The following is a 17,383-nucleotide window of genomic DNA, read 5'->3' on the forward strand; positions in this document are numbered from 1 at the left end:
AAATCCTGCTCCCGCAACCAGACACAGAAAAAGGGTCACTCTTCGGAGTGACCCTTTTTCGTTTACGCGCGCTTAAATCTTTGATCGAAAACGAAATATCGTTTGACACAAGGCTTCATATCCGTAGAATGGCCGCCGCGGGATGGAGCAGTCTGGTAGCTCGTCGGGCTCATAACCCGAAGGTCGTAGGTTCAAATCCTGCTCCCGCAACCAGACATCAAGAAAAAAGCCACTCTTAGGAGTGGCTTTTTTCGTTGTGCCCAGAAAATGATTGCCCACGGGTGGCGTCTCACGGATCAGGAAAATACTCTTCCGGGGACTTGGGAAATCGCGTCAGTGCCCCTACTCTGTCGCGCTAAATCGATTGAGGTGCCCGATGAGCGCCAACCCCGCCACACCTGAGACACCTGCCACCGAAGGCGCTCCCACCCGAGCGACCTGGCTCAACTGGGTGAACACCAACCGCCAGGCACTCGGCCTGGGCGTCACCCTGGTGCTGTTCAGCCTCGCATTGATCGCCTGCTATCACCTGCTGCGCGACATCGACGCCTACTCCCTGCACGACGCCCTGCTCGACGTGCCCACCACCTCGCTGCTCGGCGCTTTCGCCGCCACCGTGGTCGGATTCGTCTTCCTGCTGGGTTATGAATGGTCGGCGAGCCGCTTCGCGGGCGTGAAACTACCCGGACCGGCGCTGTTGACCGGCGGCTTCGCCGCGTTCGCCATCGGTAATGCCGTGGGCCTGTCGATGCTTTCCGGCGGCTCGGTGCGCTATCGCCTCTATGCCCGCCAGGGCCTGGGCGCTGGCGACGTCGCGTTGATGACCTTGTTCGCCAGCCTGTCGCTGGGCTGCGCATTGCCGGTGCTGGCCGCGCTCGCCGCGCTGAGCGACCTCTCCGACGCCTCGCTGGCCCTGCATCTGCCGGAGTGGCTGGTGGCGGTACTGGCGCTGGGGATCATCGGCTTATGCCTGCTGCTGGTCGTCGGTATAGAACGCCGCCGCTTGCCCGAGCAGCCCTCGCCCGACAGCCACCTGGTCCGCTTCGGCCGCCGCACCCTGCGCCTGCCGGGCTTGCGCCTGTCGCTGCTGCAATTGGTGATCACCGCGCTGGACGTGGCGGCCGCCGCCACCGTGCTCTATCTGCTGCTGCCCGAGGCCCCGCCCTTTGGGGCTTTCCTGCTGGTGTACCTGATCGCCCTGGCCGCGGGCGTGCTCAGCCACGTGCCGGGCGGCGTCGGCGTGTTCGAAGCGGTATTGCTGGCGGCCTTTGCCAACCAGCTGGGCGCCGCGCCGCTGGCCGCCGCGCTGCTGCTGTACCGCCTGATCTACGTGGTGCTGCCGCTGATCGTCGCCTGCCTGTTGCTGCTGTTCCTCGAAGCCCGCCGGGTGCTGGTGGCCAAGCAGGCGGTCCGCATCACCTCCGGCTTCGCCGCGCAGATTCTCTCCCTGCTGGTGTTCATTTCCGGCATCGTGCTGCTGTTCTCCGGCGCCACGCCGTCCATCGACACCCGCCTGGACGAAGTCGGCTTCCTCGTGCCGCACCGGCTGATCGATGCCTCGCACCTGGCCGCCAGCCTGATCGGCGTGCTCTGCCTGCTGCTTGCCCACGGCCTGCGCCGCCGCCTGTCCGCCGCCTGGGCACTGACCATCGGGCTGCTCAGCGCCGGCGCGGTGCTGTCACTGCTCAAGGGCTTCGATTGGGAAGAGGCGCTGATCCTCAGCTGCACCGCCGCCCTGCTGGTGATCTTCCGCAGCGCCTTCTACCGCCGCAGCCGCTTGATGGACCTGCCTTTCTCGCCGCTGTATCTGGGCGCGGCGGCCTGTGTTATTGCCGCATCGATCTGGCTGCTGCTGTTCGCTTACCAGGACGTGCCCTACAGCCACGAACTCTGGTGGCAGTTCGCCCTCGATGCCGACGCCCCTCGCGGCCTGCGCGCCGCGCTGGGCAGTTGCCTGCTGCTGGCGGCACTGGCGCTGTACTGGCTGCTGCGCACCGCGCCGCCAGCGATCCACGCCCCGACCCGCGAGGAACTGGATACTGCCGCCGGCATCCTGGCCAACTCCGCACAGCCCGATGGTGGCCTGGCCCTGTCCGGTGACAAGGCGCTGCTGTTCCACGAGGGCAACGACGCCTTCCTGATGTACGCCCGCCGCGGCCGCAGCCTGGTAGCGCTGTTCGATCCGGTCGGCCCGGCCCAGGCCCGCGCCGAACTGATCTGGCAGTTCCGCGACCTGTGCGACCTGCACCACGCGCGACCGGTGTTCTACCAGGTGCGCGCAGAGAACCTGCCGCTGTACATGGACATCGGCCTGACCGCGCTCAAGCTCGGCGAGGAGGCGCGGGTCGATCTGCGCCGCTTCGATCTGGAGAGCAAGGGCAAGGAGATGAAGGACCTGCGCTACACCTGGAATCGCGGCCAGCGCGACGGCCTGAGCCTGGAATTCCATGACGCCGGGCAGGCGCCAATGGACGAGCTGCGTGCCATCTCCGATGCCTGGCTGGGCGGCAAGAACGTCCGCGAGAAGGGTTTCTCCCTCGGCCGCTTCACCCCCGAATACCTGCATTACTTCCGCGTCGTCGTGGTCCGATTCCAAGGCCGCGCCGTGGCCTTCGCCAACCTGCTGGAAACTTCCGGCAAGGAACTGGCGAGCATCGACCTGATGCGCGTGGCCCCCGACGCCCCCAAGCTGACCATGGAATTCCTCATGCTCGGCCTGATCCTGCATTACAAGGAGAGCGGGCACACCCGCTTCAGCCTCGGCATGGTGCCCCTGGCCGGCTTGCAGCCGCGCCGCGGCGCCCCGCTGACCCAACGTCTCGGCGCGCTGGTTTTTCGCCGGGGTGAGCAGTTCTACAATTTCCAGGGGCTGCGGCGCTTCAAGGACAAGTTCCAGCCCGACTGGGAACCCCGTTACCTGGCCGTGCCCGCCGGACTGGATCCGCTGGTGGCCCTGGCCGATACGGCCGCCCTCATCGCAGGCGGCCTGAGTGGATTGGTAAAACGCTGATATGTTGAAACGACGCTGGCGACACCTGCTCGCCCTCCTCCTGCTGATCATCCTTGCCGTGGGTCTGCTGCTGTGGAGCCGCCCGGCTTCCCAGGCTGCCCTCGAACACCGCCAACTCGCTGACGGCAGCGCTGTTGCCCTGGCCATCCCCGGCAAGGCGCCGAACGCCCGCGTGCTGCTGGCCGTACAGGCCGACCAGAAACTCGACGACGGCCAGTTGCTGGCCCTGGCCCACGACAGCGGCGCCCGCGTGGTGCAGTTCGTATTCCCGGACAATGACTGCGCCACCCAGCAGGCCCGTATCAAGGCCGCCGGCGAGCTCCTCGACGGCCAGCCAACCCTCGTGGCGGGCATCGGCCCGGGCAGCGCGTGGGCCTTCCGCTGGCTTGCAGGGCAGGCCGACGACAAGGCCAAGGCCCTGTCGGTCGGCTTCTCGCTGGAGAAACCCGACTGCGCCGCCACCCCGCTGCCGACCACTGCCGCCCACGGCCACTGGCTGGCTGCCTGGAACGACAACCCGGACGATGCCAGCGCGCGCTTCGCCCGCGGCCTGCAGAACGCCGAGACGGTGATCACCGACTACGACACGCCGCTGCCCAAGGTCCTCGCCGACCAGTTGCGCCAGTTGCTGCAAGGCGGCGGCGACAACGTACCGGTGGTGGAGGTCCCGGCCGCCAAGCCTTCTGAAACCGTCACCCTGTTCTACTCGGGCGATGGCGGCTGGCGCGATCTGGACCGCGACGTCGCCGCCCAGATGGCCGAGCTGGGTTACCCGGTGGTGGGCGTCGATGCCCTGCGCTACTTCTGGGAGCACAAGACCCCGGAACAGAGCGCCGCCGACCTCGCCCTGCTGATGCAGCACTACCGCGAGAAGTGGGGTGCCAAGCACTTTGTATTGGCCGGCTATTCCTTCGGCGCCGACGTGCTGCCGGCGATCTACAACCGCCTGCCGGCGGACGCCAAGAAGGATGTCAGCGCGGTGATCCTGCTGGCCTTCGCCCGCAGCGGCAGCTTCGAGATTGAAGTACAGGGCTGGCTCGGCAAGGCCGGCCAGGAAGCGTCCACCGGCCCGGAAATGGCCCGCCTGCCCGCGCCGAAAGTGCTTTGCGTGTATGGCGTCGAGGAGAGGGACGAAAGCGGCTGCACCCAGCCGCAGTCAGTGGGCGAGAACCTGCAGTTGCCCGGCGGCCACCACTTCGACGAGGACTACCCGGCCCTGGCCAAGCGCCTGGTGAACGCCATCCGCTCCCGCCAGTCAGCCGACGACGAAGGCTGACCGATGTCAAAAGGGCCGCACATTGCGGCCCTTTCACTTTGTCTTCACGGTGTTTCAGGCAGGGTTAAGGCTCTATGCTGATACTGGCAGCCCCGCCGCAGAGCGGGGCGTCACGATACCGAGCCACACAAGGAACCGTCATGAGCCTGTCCAAGACCCCGTCCCGCTATGGCAGCCTGTCCATCGCCATGCACTGGATCATGCTAGTGCTGATCGCCGCCACCTACTTCTGCATGGAGTACCGCACCAACTTCCCCAAGGGCAGCGATACCCGCGCGCTGTTCTCCCAATGGCACTTCATGCTTGGCCTGAGCGTCTTCGTGCTGGTCTGGCTGCGCATCATCGGCCGCCTCATCTACCCCACCCCGCCGATCGTTCCCGCGCCGCCGGCTTGGCAGATGATCCCCGCCAAACTGATGCACCTGGCCCTCTACGCCCTGATGATCGGCTTGCCGTTGGCCGGCTGGATCATCCTCAGCGCCGCCGACAAGCCAGTGCCGTTCTGGGGCATGGAGCTGCCGCACCTGGTGGACAAGAACCCGGACCTGGCCAAGCAGGTGAAGTACTGGCACGAGACCATCGCGGTCCTCGGCTACTGGCTGATCGGCCTGCACGCGCTGGCCGCGCTGTTCCACCACTACATCAGCCGCGACAACACCCTGGTGCGCATGCTGCCGGGCAAGGGCGAGGCGAAGCCGGAGTAACGGCGCGCGCAAGGCCCATACTGCCAGCTCCCCGTAGGAGCGGGCTCCGTCCGCGATCGGCTGGCCGCGCTTCCGGATTGGCCTGAGCGGCCGAAAACGGTCGCGGACAATGTCCGCTCCTACACCGAATCCCCCTGCCGGTATGGCAGTGCGGTGCGGGCCTCTTCGGCGTAGGCCAGGATGCCCGCCCTCTCCCCCGCCAGGAATTCTTCCACTGCCTCGCGCAGCCCCGGATGCCCCAGGCGATGCCAGGAGCGCGTGATCACGGGTTCGAAGCCACGGATCAGCTTGTGCTCGCCCTGGGCACCTGCATCGAAGCGCTTGAGGCCTTGGCCGATGGCGAAGTCCAGGCCCTGGTAGAAACAGGTCTCGAAGTGCAGGCGGTCGAACTCCGCGAGACAGCCCCAATAGCGGCCGTACAACGTATCACCGGCTAGCAGGCTGAAGGCCATGGCGACGGGCCGGCCATTCTGGTGGGCGAATACCACGCGTATCGCCTCGGGCATGCGCTCACCGATCAGGCTGAAGAATTCGCGTCTCAGGTAGGGCGCCTGCCCGCGCACCTCGTAGGTACTGCTGTAGCAGGCGTAGACGAAGTCCCAGTGCGCCTCGGAAAGTTCGCGCCCTTCCATCCAGATAAAGTCCAGCCCAAGCCCGGCGACCTGCTCGCGCTCCTTGCGCAGTTGCTTGCGCTTGCGCGAGCTGAGCGCGTCAAGGAAGTCCTGGAAGTCGCGGTAGCCGCGGTTGCTCCAGTGGTACTGGCAGCCCAGGCGCTCCAGCCAACCATCGGCGTCACGCAGCAGCGCATCGGCGGAAGCATCGGTGAAGTTCACGTGCACACCCGAACAATGCCCCTCGTCTACCTCTCCCGCCAAAGCGCCGACCAGGCTCAGCGCCGCTTCCGGTGTACCCAGCAGGCGAGCACCACCGACCGGAGTGAAGGGAATGCCCACCAGCAGCTTGGGGTAGTACGGGATTCCGGCACGCAGGCAGGCGTCCGCCCAGCTCCAGTCGAACACGTACTCGCCGTAGGAGTGGCTTTTCAGATAGGCCGGCGCAGCGGCCAGCAGCCGACCGTCGTCGCCCAGCAGCACGCGATGGGACGGCTTCCAGCCGGTGCGGCCGCCGACACTGCCGCTGTCCTCCAGGGCGGAGAGGAAGGCATGGCGCAGGAACGGCTGGTCGTCCGGCAGCAAGGCATCCCACTGCTGGGTGTCGACGTCGGCGAGGCGGGAAAGGGTCTGGATAGGCATGGCCGACAGTCTGGCGCGGTGCGCCAACATTGGGAAGATTCGGGCAGGAAATCTCCGGCGAAGGTGACATTCACGTTCGTCGGTATCCGCCGGAAAGGCCTGCCGGGTGGACTATGGTGGGGGTTAGCAAGGCTTGCCGGCGCGCGTCGCCGGCCTCGTTCCGCCCGCGTGCGTCGCGGGCCTTTGGCACTCGCCAGGAGGACGTCCCATGAGCCTGATGCAATGCGAATATCGCAAATACACCATTACCGCCGACGTCATCGAGCATCCCGGCCTGCCCACCCCCTGGGCCGGCGGCTGCCATATCACCGCCCCTGACGGGCAGACCACCCGGCGCAAGACGCTGCCGGTGGAGTACGCCTTCATGTCGGACCTGGAGAAAGCCCAGCACGCCTCCATCGCCCACGGCAAGTGGCTGGTGGACCAGAACCTGGATCACGATCGCCAGTTGTTCTGATCAGCCGTTCACGTAGCCCGGCTCGTCACTGACCGGCACCTCCGACAGGCGCACCTGCAGCGCCAGGAACTCCTGCGCCGATGCCCGCCAGGTCTGCCCGCGCGCCCACTGCGCGCAGGCCTGGCGACCCAGCCCCAGTGCCCGCAGGCAGGCGCTGCGCAGGTCGGCATCCATCGCCCCGGTGACGCCCTGCTGCAGTACGTCCAGCGGCCCCGCCACCGGGAACGCCGCCACCGGCGTGCCACACGCCAGCGCCTCGTACATCACCAGTCCGAGGGTATCGGTCAGCGACGGGAAGACCAGCACACTGGCACTGCGATAGGCCTCGGCGAGTTCGTCACCATGGCGATAGCCGAGGAATTCAGCCTGTGGATAAGCCGCTTCCAGCTCGGCCCGCTGCGGGCCATCCCCCACCACGCGCTTGCGTCCGGGCAGGTCGAGTGCGAGGAAGGCTTCGAGGTTCTTTTCCCGTGCCAGCCGGCCGACGTAGAGGAATACCGGCTCCTCCAGTGGTGCGCCCACACCCGGCTGGAAGCGCTGGATATCCACACCTTTGCGCCATAGCGCGAGGTTGTCGAAGGCGTGCTCGGTGAAAGTGCCGCGCATTCGCTCGCTGCTCACCAGCACAGCCGCACTGGGTGCGTGGAAGCGGCGCAGGAAGGCATAGCTCCAGCCCAGCGGCAGCCAGGGCCAGCGGGTGTTCACGTATTCGGGAAAGCGTGTGTGAATGGCGCTGCTGAATTTCAGGCCGCGACGCATCAGCCAGCGCCGCGCGGCCCAGCCCAGCGGGCCTTCGGTGGCGAGGTGGACGCAGTCGGGAGCGAAGCCGGCAATCTTCTCTCCTACTGTCCACAGGTCCCACGCCAGCGGAATCTCCGGGTAAGTCGGGCACGGGCGGTGGCGAAAGTCCTGCGCAGTGACCAGGCCGACCACGTGACCCAGCTCTTCCAGCTCGCCTATCAGCGCCTTAAGGCTGGTGACCACGCCATTGACCTGCGGTAGCCAGGCATCGGTAACGATCAGCAGCCTCATGCCGCCGACTCGACCACCGCGGGCTGCTCAGCACGCGCCTGCTCTTCGGCCAGTCGATAGAGCTGGATGCTGCCGTCCCAGTGTTCGATCAGCGCCGAGCAGGATTCCACCCAGTCACCGCAATTGAGATATTCCACTTCGCCGATCCGGCGGATCTCCGCATGGTGGATATGCCCGCAGACCACGCCATCGAGGCCGCGTTTGTGCACCTCATGTGCAATGGCCTGCTCGAAGTCGCTGATGAAATTCACCGCCGTCTTCACCTTGTGCTTCAGGTAGGCCGACAGCGACCAGTAGCCGTAGCCATAGCGGCTGCGCCAGTGGTTGAGCCAGCGGTTCAGGGTCAGGGTGAATTCGTAGGCAGAGTCACCGAGGAAGGCCAGCCATCTGTGGTAGCGGGTGATGACGTCGAACTGGTCGCCGTGGATTACCAGCAACTGGCGACCGTCGGCGGTGGTGTGGACGATCTCGTCCACCAGGCGGATGTTGCCCAGCAGCAGCGAGGAATAGCGGCGCAGGAACTCGTCGTGGTTGCCGGTGACGTAGATCACCTCGGTGCCGCGCTTGCTCATGGTCAACAGGCGGCGGATCACGTTGGTGTGCGCCTGCGGCCAGTAGATGCCACCGCGCAGCTTCCAGCCGTCGATGATGTCGCCCACCAGGTAGATGCGGTCGGCGTGGTAGCGTTTGAGAAAGCCGGCCAGGTGCTCGGCCTGGCAGTCGCGGGTACCGAGGTGGACATCGGATACCCACAGGGTGCGTACCCGTTGCTTCTTCGTCGGCGTCATGCGTTGCGCGCTGCTCATCGTCGGCGACCTCCAGTGGGGTTTCTCCGAGTGTCGACCCACGGGGTGAAGCGAAGGTGACCGGCTGGCGACAGTCCCGTGACAGCCCGCAGCGCGCTAGACTGTCAGCCTGCCCGCCAGCACGAAAGCCGCCTTGCATGAGCCAGATCCTCTCCCTGCGCCACTACAGCCACGATCACCTCGCCCACAGCCACAGCCATGCGCAGCTGGTGCTGGGGCTGTCCGGCAGCCTGGATTTCGAAGTGGGCGGACGCGGCAGCCTGGTGACCCGGCAGACCTTCGCCGTGGTGCCGCGTGACGAGCACCACACCTGCGCCAGCCCAGACGGCAGTCGCTGCCTGGTGGTGGACCTGGAAGACGAGGAAGACCTGCTCGGCAGTCTCGGCCTGCACGGCGATGCTGGCCGCCGCCTGCTGGAAACCCCCGGTCAGCGCCTGCTCAGCAATGACCAGGCACAGCTGGTGCACTGGCTCGCCGGCAGCTCGCTGCATGACCCGGTGCTGGCACGTCAGGGCGCCATCCTGCTGCTCGCCAGCCTCGCCGCCGGCCAGCAGCGCATCGAGGAACCGGCACAACTGCCGCTGGCCAGCCTCGACAGCTTCATCGACCGCCACGCCGCGCATCCGCTGCAAGTGGCTGATCTGGCGCGGCTCGCCGGGCTGTCCGCCGCGCGCTTCCATGCCCGCTTCCTTGCGGAGACCGGGCAGACGCCCATGGACTATGTGCGCCGGCGCCGCCTGCAACTGGGCCGCGACCTGCTGCGTGGCTCGCACCAGTCGGTCGGCGAGATCGCCGCGCAGGTCGGCTACGCCTCACAAAGCGCCTTCACCGCCGCGCTGGTGCGCCAGTTCGGCACCACACCGCGCCAACTGCGCCAGCAGGCGCGCGACAATTCCCGCTAGCCGCGCGACAGACAGCCGCGCGCCCAGGGCCTAGACTGCCGGCCATCGAACCGGATAACCCAGCGGGAGCAGCGATGTCAGCAGACACCATCGAGTGGCAGGATTTCGAGCGCGTCGAACTGCGCGTGGGCACCATCGTCCAGGCAGAACCCAACGTGAAGGCGCGCAAGCCCGCCTACGTCCTCCGGGTCGACCTCGGCCCCCTGGGGATCAGGACCTCCAGCGCGCAGATCACCGCGCATTACGAAGCCAACGAGCTGATCGGTCGCCAGGTGCTGTGCGTTTGCAACTTCGAGCCCAAATCCATCGCCGGGGTGCGCTCGGAAGTGCTGGTCACCGGCGCCTACGACAGCGACGAGAAAGTGGTGCTGGCCGGTTTCGACAAACCGCTGCCCAATGGCGCGCGCCTGGCCTGACGTTCGCTTCACCGCGTGCCGGCCGACCCGGCGCGCCTTTCCACTTCCAGACAAGGCCCCGCCACAGCAGTCGGCGAGGACTCCGGCATGAATCGCATTACCCAGCTCACTCCCCGCGGCGCCCTGGTCGGCCTGCACATCGGCGCCCTGATGTTCGGGCTGTCAGGCATCTTCGGCAAACTCATCCTCGCCGGCCCGCTGGTCATCGTCTTTGGGCGAGCCTTGTTCGGCTCGCTGTCACTGGCCGCGGTGTTCGCCGGGCATTTGCGTCAGCAGCAGCGTCCCGGGTTGAAACAGGCGGCCATGCTGCTGGGCGGCGGCGTACTGCTGTGTACGCACTGGTTGACCTTCTTCCTTGCGGTAAAGGTGGGCAACGTGGCCGTGGCGACGCTCGGTTTCGCCAGCTTCCCGGCTTTCACCGTATTGCTGGAGGGGCTGCTGTTCCGTGAGCGCATCCGCAAGGGCGAGTACCTGGTGGTGGTGTTGGTGTGTATCGGCCTGGTGATGGTCACCCCGACCCTGGACCTGCGCGACGGCGCCACTGCCGGGCTGCTCTGGGGCACCCTCTCCGGCCTGCTGTTCGCCCTGCTGTCGCTGGCCAATCGGGTGAGCGTGCGCGGCATCGACCCGATCCAGGCGGCGCTGTGCCAGAACCTGACGATCATTGCCTGCCTGCTGCCGCTGGTGCTGCTGGAACTGCCATCGATACGCGGCATGGATTGGCTCTGGCTGGTGGCGCTGGGCGTGCTCTGCACCGGAGTCGCCCACAGCCTGTTCGTCGCCAGCCTGCGCTTGATCAAGGCGCGCACGGCGGCGGTGATCTTCGCCCTGGAGCCGGTCTACGGCATCGCCTTCGCCGCCGTGCTGTTCGGCGAGGCCCCCAGCCTGCGCATGCTGGCCGGCGGTGCGCTGATCATCTTCGCCACCTTCCTCAGCGCGCGCGGCTCGCACTGATCCTTGCCCCGACGTGTCGGTCCTCCTGCGGGGTCGTGCGGCGTGACGGGCAGAAAGGGAAGGCCGCCCCGCAGCGCGCGAAACTCGAACCTTGCCCCGGGGAGGGAATGCCAAGGGTTCATCGCACGACAACCTGCGTGGCGGCCTGTTCGGTGTGGTGTATGGGGATATTGTCTCGCGCCCAGCGGTAGCCGAGTGTCAGCACCGGGTAAAGACTGGGTAAAAGGCCCGATACAAACGGTATCAACCCTGTTGCAGCAACCAGTGACAATAGCGCTGCACGCCCTCTTCCACGCCCATCATCGGCGCGCGGTAACCCGCCTCGCGGAGGAAGCCGATATCGGCGCAGGTGTAGCACTGGTATTTACCGCGCAGCCCGTCCGGGAACTCGCTGTACTCCAGCAAACCGGCGCGGATCGCCGCGTCCAGGGTCAGCGGCTGCAGGTCCTGCTGTTCGCGCAGGGTGTTGATCACGGCCAGGGCCACGTCATTGAACGGCTGGGCGCGGCCGCTACCGAGGTTGAAGATGCCACTGCGCTCGGGGTTGTCGAGGAAGTGCAGATTGACCTTGGCCACGTCCTCCACCGAAACGAAATCACGCAGATGGCCGCCGGCAGGGTAGCCGCCGTACTCACCGAACAGCCGCACCTTGCCCGTCTCGCGGAACTGGTTGAAGCAATGGAAGGCCACCGAAGCCATGCGCCCCTTGTGCTGCTCGCGCGGGCCATAGACGTTGAAGTAGCGGAAGCCGGCCACCTGGGTGCGAGCAGTGGACAGCGCCTTGCGCACGCGCTGGTCGAAGAGGAACTTCGAATAGCCGTAGACGTTCAGCGGCTTCTCGCAAGCGCGCATCTCGCGGAACTCGTGCCCGCCGCCATACACCGCCGCCGACGAGGCATAAAGGAACGGCACGCCCAGTGACAGGCTGGCGTCCAGCAATTCGCCACTGTAACGGTAGTTGTTGTCCATCATGTAGCGCCCGTCGCGCTCCAGGGTGCTGGAGCAGGCGCCCTGGTGCAGCAGCGCGCGTACCACGCCAAAATCGCCGCGGGCGTAGCGCTCGATGAAATTGCGCTTGTCGAGGTAATCACTGATGTCGCAGTCGGCGAGGTTGGCGAACTTGTCGCCGTCGGTCAGGTCATCGACCGCGATGATGTTGGTCTCGCCGCGCTGATTCAGCGCCTTGACGAGGTTGCTGCCGATGAACCCGGCAGCGCCTGTGACGATGATGCTCATGGCGGGCATCCTTTGCGGAGAATGGATGCCACCAGACTAAAAGCGGGACACAGGTCTCCTTTTGATATGAAGCAAGGAAGTTAGCCAGCTAACGAAACTAATTAGCCGCCGGTAGAGCGACGGCTCAGGGCCGGTCGCTGTGGCCCAGGTCGCGCTGCGGATCGATGCGGTCGCGCACCCGCTGCTTGAGCACCTTGGCCTCGGGGAAGCCGCCGTCGGCCTTGCGCTCCCAGATATGCTCGCCGTCACAGGTGATCAGGAAGACACCACCAGTGCCCGGCACCAGGCTGACCTTGCCCAGATCGTCGCCGAAGGTGCTCAACAGTTCCTGGGCCAGCCAGGCGGCGCGCAGCAACCATTGGCATTGGGTGCAATAGGTGATGACGACTTCGGCTTTGGCTTCGGACATGAATCAGACTCTGCTGTAGGACGCGACCCTATAATACCGGTCTGAAACGCCCTTCCGGACACTTCTCTTCATGCGCCGATTGCTGTTCGCCCTGCTACTTCTCCTACCCCTCGGCACTCTGGCGGCGAACATGCCGCAGCCCAAGATCGGCCTGGTCCTTTCCGGCGGCGCGGCGCGCGGCCTGGCGCACATCGGCGTGCTGAAGGCACTGGACGAACAGGGCATCCACGTCGACGCCATCGCCGGCACCAGCATGGGCGCGGTGATCGGTGGCCTGTACGCGGCGGGCTACACGCCTAAAGAGCTGGAGCAACTGGCCCTGGAACTGGACTGGAAGCAGGCGCTGTCCGACTCGCCGCCGCGGGTCGACGTGCCCTTCCGCCGCAAGCAGGACGACCGCGATTTCCTGGTGAAGCAGAAGCTCAGTTTCCGCGATGACGGCACCCTCGGCCTGCCGCTGGGCGCGATCCAGGGGCAGAACCTGTCGATGTTGCTGGAAAGCCTGCTGGTCCACACCAGCGACACGCGCGACTTCGATCAGTTGGCGATCCCCTTCCGCGCAGTCGCCACCGACATCGCCACCGGCGAGAAGGTGGTGTTCAGCAAGGGCCACCTGCCCCAGGCGATCCGCGCCAGCATGTCGATCCCGGCGGTATTCGCGCCGGTGGATGTCAACGGCAAGCTGCTGGTGGACGGCGGCATGGTCGACAACATCCCGGTGGACGTAGCTCGGCAGATGGGCGTCGACGTGGTCATCGTGGTCGACATCGGCAACCCGCTGGCGGATCGCAAGCAACTGCTGACCGTGGTGGACATGCTCAACCAGTCCGTCACCCTGATGACCCGCAAGAACTCGGAGGCACAGCTGGCCACCCTGAAGTCAAGCGATGTGCTGGTACAGCCACCGCTCAGCGGCTTCAGCTCCACCGACTTTGGACGCGTACCGCAGTTGATCGACGCCGGCTACCGCGCCACCAGCATACTCGCCCCGCGCCTGGCGACGCTGCGCAAGCCCGCCGATACCGAGGCGCTGGCCCTGAGCGAAGCGCGCACGCCGGGTGAGCGCCGTCCAGTGATCGATCGGATCGAGGTGGAAAACAACTCCAAGGTCAGCGACGACGTCATCCTCCACTACATCCGCCAACCGCTGGGCGAACCGTTGGACCTGGAGCGCCTGCAACGCGACATGAGCACACTCTACGGCCTGGACTATTTCGACCAGGTGCAGTACCGCGTGGTACACAACCAGAAAGACAAGGCCGGCAAGGCCGGCAACGCGCTGGTGATCCATGCCTACGGCAAGCGCAGCGGCACCGACTACCTGCGCCTGGGCCTGAATCTCTCCGACGACCTGCGCGGCGACAGCACCTTCAACGTCGGCGGCAGCTACCGCATGAACGGCATCAACCGCCTTGGCGCGGAGTGGCTTACGCGCCTGCAATTCGGTGACCGCCAGGAACTCTACAGCGAGTTCTACCAGCCGCTGGACGTGGGCTCGCGCTACTTCGTCGCCCCTTACCTGTTCAACCAGGCGCAGAACGTCGAGGCCACGCAGGACGACGATCCCATCGCCGAATACCGCCTGGAGCGCTACGGCTACGGCATCAACCTTGGCCGGCAGATCGCCAACAACGGCGAATTCCGCCTCGGCGTCGCCCAGGCCTTCGGCAAGGCCGACGTACGGGTGGGCGAGCAGGACCTGCCCGACTACCACTTCAACGAAGGCTATGCCCAGTTGCAGTACTCCTTCGACACCATGGACAACGTGGACTTCCCCCGCGAAGGCGAGAACATCCAGACCTCGTTCCGCGAGCACACGCCGTCCCTGGGCGATGACGACCGCTACCGGCAGTGGGATATCCAGTTGGACAAGGCCTTGAGCACTGGTCCGAATACCTGGGTGCTGGGCGGAGGCTACGGACGCACCCTCGACGACGCCGACGTGGTGGTGTCGAGCTTCCTGCTCGGCGGCGCGCGGCAGCTCTCGGGCTATCGCCAGGACGCGCTGTCCGGGCAGAACTACAGCCTCGGGCGGGTCATCTACTACCGACGCATGACCGAGCGCTCCTTCCTGCCGCTGGACTTCCCCTTCTACCTGGGCGGCAGCCTGGAGCGCGGGCGGGTCTGGAACAACGACAACAGCTACGACACCGGCTACGTCAACGCCGGCAGCCTCCTCATGGGCTTCGAGACGCCGCTGGGCCCGCTGTCCTTCAGCTACGGCCTGAACGATGCCAGCGAGCACGCGGTGTACATCAACCTGGGGCGCAATTTCTGAGCCTTAGCGCAGAAGGAACCGGCAACCTGTAGGAGCGAGCTCGCTCGCGAACGGCGTTTGCCGACGGGTTTGCAGGGAGGTGGTTCGCGAGCACGCTCGCTCCCACAGACGGACTGATGCTACGGCCGGCATGGCCACCCTTTATTTTCCTGCCCTAATAAAAAGCCCGGCATCGGCCGGGCTTTTTATTAGGGCTGCGGATCAGGCGATCAATGCCAGCAGTTCGCGCGCTTCGGCCTTGGCCTTGGAGTCGCCGCTGGCGATCACCTGCTTGAGGATGCCGTAGGCCTCTTCCAGATTGCCCTGGTCGATGCACTGGCGGGCGCGGTCGAGGCTGGCCAGCAGTTCGTCGTGCTCGTGGCCGATGTCGTCCGGCAGGTCGAAGGTCAAATCCTCGTCCACCTGGGCCTTGCGGCCATGGCCGAACATTTCGCCGTGCTCCCCCAGATCCAGCTCGGTGATTTCCGGCAGCTCATGCAGGTTGCTGCGGAAGTCCGACGGCACGTCCTGTGCGGCCTTGGAAGCAGCCTTGCCCTGTTTGGGCGACTCGAAGGGGTTGTCGAGCTTGTCCCAGTCCAGGTCCAGCGACAGGTCGCTGAGGTTCATGGCGAAATCCGGCTGGTCCTGCGCGGCCCTGGGCTGCTCCAGGGGGGCGGCCACGGGTTCGCCCAGTTCGAGGTCGTCCCAGTCGGTGAGGGTCTCGCCGGTGGGCGGCTGCAATGTATCTTCCGGGCGAATCATCATGGCCGGGTAGCGGGACTTGAGCTGATCGATCTGCTTCTGGTCACCGCCCGCCGCCACCAGGGCGCGCTCTTCCTCATGGAAGCCGACCACGTCACCCAGTTCGGCCAGCACGAGCAGCAGCTTCATGCGCAGTTCGCGGCGGCTCGGCTCCGCATTGACAGCCTTGCGCAGCATATCGCGGGCCTGATTGAAGCGGCCGTAGGCGATGTAGATATCCGCACCTTCGAGGCTGTCCGCGCTGGCCGCCGGCAGGCGAGCGACGCCCGGCTCGGGCGTGGCGACGACCACCGGGTGCGGCACCGGAACCGGAGCCACGACGGCGGCGGCCAGCGGCTTGGCCTGCGGAAGCGGCCTGACCGGCTCGGGCGCCGCCGCACGCAGCGGCGACATCTCGATCGGTTTTTCCTCGCGCTTGCGCCGCGCGAACAGCAGGCCGACCAGCAGCGCGCCAAGGGCGCCCACGCCAACCCAGGGCCAGTAGTTGAAACCGGAACCCTGCGCATCCTGTGCCGGGGTCGTGGGCTGGGCAGCACTCGGAGCGCCAGCGTCCTGCGGTGCCGGCGCCACGCCATTGGGGGCTGGCACGGCGTTGGTCGGGGCATTGTCCGACTGTGCCACGGTGGCCGGGGCGCTGCCGGCGGCGTCCGCGCCCTGCCGGCGGTCCAGTTCGGCCTGCAGTGACTGTACCTGCTGGTCACGGCTCTGCAAGGCCTGCTGGAGGGATTCCAGTTGCTTCTGCAGGGCATCCATGCGCTGGTTCATCTGGTCGCGCTGGGCGTTGGCCAGGAGCAGGTCGGCCTCGACCTTGGCGAGATTGGCATCACCGCCAGGTACCGCGGGAGCGGCATTCGCCTGGATCGGCGCCTGGGCGCTGGCCGTGGCGGCAGCCGGCGCATTGCTGGCGGGCTGCTCGACTGCGGACGAAGGCGCGACAGCAGCCGGCTGAGAAGCAGGCATTGCACTGTTGCCGGCTCCGGCAAGCTGCTGGCCCTGCGGCAGGACCAGCGTCTGGCCGACCTTCAGCCGATGCGGGTCACCGTTGACGAAGGCCTGCGGGTTCAGCGCGACGATGCTGTCCATCAACTGTGCCCGGGAGGCACCGGAACCGCTCAGCTGCGAGGTGATCTTCCACAGCGTGTCATTGCGCACCGTGGTGTAACGGCCGTCTCCCGCCGGCAGAGGCGGCCGTGCTGGCGAGCTGCGTACAGGTTCCGCGCGGTAGCTGTCGGGTCGGTAGTTGGAAGACCGCGAAGGCGCCGCTGCGCTCAGGTTGGCGGCCACGCTGCGATTGGCGCTGTTGTACTCCGGCGGGTCGAGCAGCACGGTGTACTCGCGCAGCAGGCGACCGTTGGGGCGCTCCACGGCGATCAGGAAATTCAGGTAAGGCTCGTGCACCGGCTGCGTGGACACCACCTTGATGTAGCCGCGACCGTTGCGGATCACAGGGGTGAAACGCAGGTTCTGCAGGAAGACGAAACGGTCGACGCCGGCGCTCTCGTAGTCGGCGGGACTCGCCAGTTTCGCAATGAGCTCATCGGAGGTCATGTCGCCGGTCTGCAGCAGCGCGATCTCGGCATCCAGGGGCTGGTTCAGCCCGGAATGCAGGGTGATATCCCCAAGGCCGAGGGCATTCGCGTGAGCGGAGACAAAAACCGACAGTGCGGCAAGCGTCAGCGGAATTCTATTTATTCGAGCCATAACCCCATCCCATTGTCCGGGTCTGCCATTCCCCTGACCGCCCGAAGGCGGCAGGCTCAACCTGTCCACACACTGGAACCATGCCGGACCGCAGACCGCAACGCACCACTCCTCTGTACCTTGCAGGGTACAGGCCGTCTGATATCACGGATTAGGTGTTGCGCTGGGTTTGGTCAAGATAAATCGTCGAAAAACCGGCGAATGGTTA

14 protein-coding genes and 1 tRNA gene are annotated in these 17,383 nt (G+C 66.1%); 9 read left to right on the forward strand and 6 right to left on the reverse strand.

The genetic code is table 11. From position 1 onward, the window contains the following. Positions 1-136: 136 nt before the first annotated feature. From C167_RS0129430 to C167_RS0129445, 4 genes are all read left to right on the forward strand, one after another. Positions 137-213 (forward strand) — tRNA-Met (locus tag C167_RS0129430). Between the two features lie 163 nt (positions 214-376). Beyond that, positions 377-3,010, forward strand: a complete 2,634-nt coding sequence (gene mprF, locus C167_RS0129435) for a bifunctional lysylphosphatidylglycerol flippase/synthetase MprF (protein ID WP_017521906.1) — start codon at positions 377-379, stop codon at positions 3,008-3,010. A 1-nt stretch (position 3,011) separates the two neighbouring features. Then, complete coding sequence (locus tag C167_RS0129440; RefSeq protein ID WP_017521907.1) at positions 3,012-4,286, forward strand: virulence factor family protein; 1,275 nt, start codon at positions 3,012-3,014, stop codon at positions 4,284-4,286. Positions 4,287-4,426: 140 nt separating this feature from the next. Continuing rightward, positions 4,427-4,990, forward strand: coding sequence for a cytochrome b (locus tag C167_RS0129445; protein ID WP_017521908.1), 564 nt, complete (start codon positions 4,427-4,429; stop codon positions 4,988-4,990). Between the two features lie 119 nt (positions 4,991-5,109). Here the strand turns inward: C167_RS0129445 and C167_RS0129450 are convergent, their stop codons facing one another. After that, positions 5,110-6,243 (reverse strand): GNAT family N-acetyltransferase, encoded by a 1,134-nt coding sequence (locus tag C167_RS0129450; RefSeq protein WP_026079358.1) that lies wholly within the window; start codon positions 6,241-6,243, stop codon positions 5,110-5,112. Positions 6,244-6,451: 208 nt separating this feature from the next. On the opposite strand from C167_RS0129450, the gene C167_RS0129455 reads away from it, so the two are divergent. Then, on the forward strand, positions 6,452-6,700 hold the full coding sequence (locus tag C167_RS0129455) for a hypothetical protein (protein WP_017521910.1): 249 nt from the start codon (positions 6,452-6,454) through the stop codon (positions 6,698-6,700). Here the strand turns inward: C167_RS0129455 and C167_RS0129460 are convergent, their stop codons facing one another. Together C167_RS0129460 and C167_RS0129465 are read right to left on the reverse strand one after the other, a co-directional pair. Then, entirely contained in the window at positions 6,701-7,732 is a 1,032-nt protein-coding gene (locus C167_RS0129460) for a glycosyltransferase family 4 protein (RefSeq protein WP_017521911.1), read from the reverse strand. Then, the gene (locus C167_RS0129465) at positions 7,729-8,538 is read right to left on the reverse strand and encodes a UDP-2,3-diacylglucosamine diphosphatase (RefSeq protein WP_017521912.1); all 810 of its coding nucleotides are present in this window, start codon (positions 8,536-8,538) and stop codon (positions 7,729-7,731) included. The genes C167_RS0129460 and C167_RS0129465 overlap by 4 nt, the downstream gene beginning before the upstream one ends. A gap of 137 nt (positions 8,539-8,675) precedes the next feature. Here C167_RS0129465 and C167_RS0129470 point away from each other — a divergent pair, with 137 nt between their 5' ends. The 3 genes from C167_RS0129470 to C167_RS0129480 all read left to right on the forward strand — a co-directional run bounded on the left by C167_RS0129470 (position 8,676) and on the right by C167_RS0129480 (position 10,810). After that, positions 8,676-9,440 carry an AraC family transcriptional regulator gene (locus C167_RS0129470; protein WP_017521913.1) on the forward strand — a complete coding sequence of 255 codons (765 nt, stop codon included), beginning with the start codon at positions 8,676-8,678 and terminating at the stop codon, positions 9,438-9,440. Positions 9,441-9,514: 74 nt separating this feature from the next. Then, positions 9,515-9,856 (forward strand): tRNA-binding protein, encoded by a 342-nt coding sequence (locus C167_RS0129475; RefSeq protein WP_017521914.1) that lies wholly within the window; start codon positions 9,515-9,517, stop codon positions 9,854-9,856. An 87-nt stretch (positions 9,857-9,943) separates the two neighbouring features. Next, positions 9,944-10,810: a DMT family transporter gene (locus tag C167_RS0129480; RefSeq protein ID WP_017521915.1), complete on the forward strand. Its 867-nt coding sequence runs from the start codon at positions 9,944-9,946 to the stop codon at positions 10,808-10,810. A gap of 243 nt (positions 10,811-11,053) precedes the next feature. On the opposite strand, the gene rfaD is transcribed toward C167_RS0129480, so the two are convergent. Next, positions 11,054-12,046 carry an ADP-glyceromanno-heptose 6-epimerase gene (gene rfaD / locus C167_RS0129485; RefSeq protein ID WP_017521916.1) on the reverse strand — a complete coding sequence of 331 codons (993 nt, stop codon included), beginning with the start codon at positions 12,044-12,046 and terminating at the stop codon, positions 11,054-11,056. A gap of 124 nt (positions 12,047-12,170) precedes the next feature. Beyond that, entirely contained in the window at positions 12,171-12,455 is a 285-nt protein-coding gene (locus C167_RS0129490; protein ID WP_017521917.1) for a SelT/SelW/SelH family protein, read from the reverse strand. A 70-nt stretch (positions 12,456-12,525) separates the two neighbouring features. Between C167_RS0129490 and C167_RS0129495 the strand changes: the two genes are divergently transcribed. Further along, on the forward strand, positions 12,526-14,733 hold the full coding sequence (locus C167_RS0129495; protein ID WP_026079359.1) for a patatin-like phospholipase family protein: 2,208 nt from the start codon (positions 12,526-12,528) through the stop codon (positions 14,731-14,733). Between the two features lie 201 nt (positions 14,734-14,934). Here the strand turns inward: C167_RS0129495 and C167_RS0129500 are convergent, their stop codons facing one another. Beyond that, positions 14,935-17,175 carry a FimV/HubP family polar landmark protein gene (locus C167_RS0129500; protein WP_017521919.1) on the reverse strand — a complete coding sequence of 747 codons (2,241 nt, stop codon included), beginning with the start codon at positions 17,173-17,175 and terminating at the stop codon, positions 14,935-14,937. Positions 17,176-17,383: the final 208 nt, after the last annotated feature.

Source organism: Pseudomonas nitroreducens TX1, assembly GCF_000313755.1.
GTDB classification, from domain to species: Bacteria; Pseudomonadota; Gammaproteobacteria; order Pseudomonadales; family Pseudomonadaceae; genus Pseudomonas; species Pseudomonas nitroreducens_A.